Source organism: Stenotrophomonas sp. GD03958, from assembly GCF_029839005.1.
In the GTDB taxonomy this organism is placed as follows: Bacteria; Pseudomonadota; Gammaproteobacteria; order Xanthomonadales; family Xanthomonadaceae; genus Stenotrophomonas; species Stenotrophomonas hibiscicola.
On record NZ_JAOBZT010000139.1, the window covers coordinates 1 to 3,226 of the forward strand.

4 protein-coding genes are annotated in these 3,226 nt (G+C 56.7%); 1 reads left to right on the forward strand and 3 read right to left on the reverse strand.

Features of this window, described 5'->3' with window-relative positions; translation table 11 throughout:
• Positions 1-267: hypothetical protein (locus N5C25_RS20390; RefSeq protein ID WP_279937794.1), on the forward strand; the 267-nt coding region annotated here is incomplete at its 5' end.
• Positions 268-676: 409 nt separating this feature from the next.
• On the opposite strand, the gene N5C25_RS20395 is transcribed toward N5C25_RS20390, so the two are convergent.
• From N5C25_RS20395 to N5C25_RS20405, 3 genes are all read right to left on the reverse strand, one after another.
• Positions 677-1,012: a hypothetical protein gene (locus N5C25_RS20395; RefSeq protein WP_279937795.1), complete on the reverse strand. Its 336-nt coding sequence runs from the start codon at positions 1,010-1,012 to the stop codon at positions 677-679.
• 981 nt (positions 1,013-1,993) lie between these two features.
• Entirely contained in the window at positions 1,994-2,323 is a 330-nt protein-coding gene (locus tag N5C25_RS20400; RefSeq protein ID WP_262088559.1) for a hypothetical protein, read from the reverse strand.
• On the reverse strand, positions 2,320-3,219 hold the full coding sequence (locus tag N5C25_RS20405) for an RHS repeat-associated core domain-containing protein (RefSeq protein WP_279937797.1): 900 nt from the start codon (positions 3,217-3,219) through the stop codon (positions 2,320-2,322). The genes N5C25_RS20400 and N5C25_RS20405 overlap by 4 nt, the downstream gene beginning before the upstream one ends.
• Positions 3,220-3,226 lie beyond the last annotated feature (7 nt).

Below are 3,226 nucleotides of genomic sequence, written 5' to 3' on the forward strand. Positions count from 1 at the left end.
CTGTACTGCGGCACGTTCACCAGGCCCGGCGCACTGATCACCGGCTCGATCGTCGGCGGCCCGATCATCTCTCCTGTAGCAGCCAGGCCAGGAAAACGCGGAAGCACGCGAGGTGGAACTACTGGCGCACTTCACCGAAGAGCTGCGCCGCCTCGCCGGCCTGCGGATTATCGGGGAGGTGCAGGGAAGGCCGCCGCGGTCTCGCCCGTGCTCAGCGGCGAGCACGTCCATGAACAACTGGTGATCCTGCACAATCTGAAAGAATGAAAGTGCGATAGGGCCCGCACCACGCCCGCCCGCTGATGCAGCACTTCAGCGTCGCGGCCACCTGCCGTACCTCCCTAGCGTCCTACATGGCGCACGCCAAGATCGAACCGTTCATGACGGCGTTGGCGACGGCGCGGAAGTTGCTGGGGTGTGTTTTGAGTAGCAGCGAGCAAGACGAGAATGCCGCGGGAGACTGCGGCCTTTCCGTTCCTAACAATTGCCCAGATCGACCCGCTGGATGTCGGGCATAAACGTCGACTTGCGTAGGAAAGAACGCAAGCGCCAACCAATGCAACTCTGCATAGAACGCCCACGAGGCGAGCACTTCCATCATGCACCAAACGAGCAACGACAAGCTGTGCCGACAACGCTCGCCAAGCGCCTGTCACCAACCCACTCGACTCATTCGCTATAAACCCAAATGAACGCCTTCCATCACCCCCATTCGATCTACATCCACTGGAGCACTTGGGGGCCTGGGGGCACCATCGCGATTCCAGCGAAACGTGCCGGTCACCCGCAGGAATTTCTCCTCCCCACTCTCAACCGAAGGAATCTCTCGAAAGGCATCCGGGCTTGATTCTGGATAGGCCACCAATGAACTGAATGAGTTCCTTGCGTCCAGTTCATCACGGGAAGGAAAGAGCAAGATCACACCGTTGACCTGATCTATCCATGCATAGAAAGAAACCAATCGCCCGTCAAATTTTTCTGGCTGAGACAACAGCGCAGACATCGTGGTCATGCACGTTTCATACCCTAAGTCATTGCCTCGAAATTTACAGGCGCTTGGAGCCCCCGCCGCGCGCCCCTCCTGACTGGATGAAGAACAAGCGCCAAGGATGAAAACCAGCATAACAACTGCAGACCACCGACGTCCGGGATCCATCATTTCACCTTAAAGAAGTAGTCTTCGGCCGCGATGTACGCGCCAGGGTTCGTTCTAGCATTGACCGCTCGTCAGTGCCGCAAGTTCCCGCAGTCAAGGATCTCCCGCCGCCATCAGTCAATACATAGAAGATCCTTCCATTTCTCCGACCTTCCGAGAGCGTTCGAGCTGCGATACCACCAACTCTGCCTTCACTTCCCGCGCCCCATCCACAGGGCGCGAATGTATGAGTTCATCCATATCAGCATGGATCTTCTGAGATGAGGAGCTGTCGTGGTCCGGGTTAGCCCCCCCCGAAGAAGACAACCGCGGTCCTGCACACAGGAGGCAAGAAGCGGCATCGATAAGGCTGCAGATAGAAAAATTTCGATCTTCATCAAAACCGAACCAAGTCACTTTCCCTAAAGTTGCTTATCAAGGCGCTTTGCGTCGAGCCGACCTTCGCCCCTGAAGAACCCCTTGAAATTGCTAAGTCGATGCGGAGACGCCGTATCGTTGTTCAGCATCGCATCGGCGAAGCGCTGGAGAAGGCTACCGTAATCTCGTTCCTGAACGATGGCGCGCTTGCACACGACCTAGCCACCCTGCCCGACTCGGCACGCCGAGGCCGAGCAACTCGTGACCGCATTGACCAGGTGCGTAAGTTGCTTGGCTGAGGATTCGCCGTAGTCAAGGACATGCGAGAACACCACGGTAAACCGTGGTGTTCTTGTTTTCAGCGACTACCTACTCTGACATGCCGTACGACGATCAGGAATGACATCTGCGAAGGCGGCGTCAGCTGCGGATACGCTGATAGCAGCCTCAACGACAATCGCTAAACATGTCGACCATGTATCAACGCTTGCCGCCACCCCATACAGAGTCGTAAAGCCCCAGCATGAGAAGCACCATGAAGGAAGTCATCCCCAAGTACAGGAATCGGCTCGCCAGCCGATGCGAATCACAAACACTCTTACTCAAGATCACTCCATCCAGGCGCCCTCTGTTCACTGCGCGGAGCCGTTGATAGGCGCCTTCAAATTCCAAAGAAACTCCCGGACGTTTGCGCCTGCTCAACTCCGGATGATCACGCTCCAGTCTCACCTTGAACTCGTGAAGAAAGTAGAAATATGCTGGATAGAAGATGATGATTCCCAGAATTGAAAGCAAGAACAACCAGCTCATAGCTCTTTCTCCCATCCCCCCATCGCGGGAGGCTTGACTATTGCCTGTCCACCAAAGCCACCGCCAGCAGAAACCGATAGAGACCCTCCGCCGTGATCATTGAAACGGGCACTCAAACCAATAGCGAGGCCATCGCCTATTCGCACCTTAAAGTATCCCAGAGGGTTACCCTTAAGCGCCAGATCAGTTGTCCCTTTGGGGTCACCCCAAGAGAACACCTTGAAATTCGCCTGGGCGCCGATGAATCCGCCCAAGCCCATCACTTTGTAAACGCCTAGCCGGTCACTTTGCCACGGGCGCGTCGTCTTGGTCGCGGTAGCCTCCGCGCCAAGACCCAGGGCAAGAGAACCACTTGCTGTGAACGACGTCCTTCTGATTGCACGCTCCCCGGTATTTTCGATCAGTTCCCCCATACTCCCCGCAGGAGGAATTGAAGGCTCCGAATTTCTGTTTCCTGCCGAAATCCTCGACCCACCAATACTTCCACCGCGCTCCCCCCCTTTGTCCAACCTGCACCCCGTGTCCTTTCCGCATGCTTGCCGTCCATCAGGATCAGTAAACGCGTATGGATTACTTTGCGCGTAGTGATACCGTCCGAACGCAACTTCTGTAGCAGCAACGGGATCGACAGAATGAAACGCGCTCGCCTCTGGATCGTAATACCGCTGCTGCATATAACTCAGCCCGGTCCCCGAGTCCGTCACATGCCCCGTATATCCCGGCCCATCCTTCAACGGCCGGTTGACCACCGCCCCATACGGCTCATACACCGTACGCTCGATGACGTTTCCGCTGGCATCGGTGATCGCCACCGGTGAACCCAGTGCATCAGTGTGGATGTACTCGACGACTTCCTGTGCGACCGCCGGAGCCACACAGGCCGCCAGCACCACCACCGCGAGT

Coding starts and splice junctions, on each gene's coding strand:
- N5C25_RS20395 (WP_279937795.1), bottom strand. CDS start 1,012: ATGACCACGATGTCTGCGCTGTTGTCTCAGCCAGAAAAATTTGACGGG.
- N5C25_RS20400 (WP_262088559.1), bottom strand. CDS start 2,323: ATGAGCTGGTTGTTCTTGCTTTCAATTCTGGGAATCATCATCTTCTAT.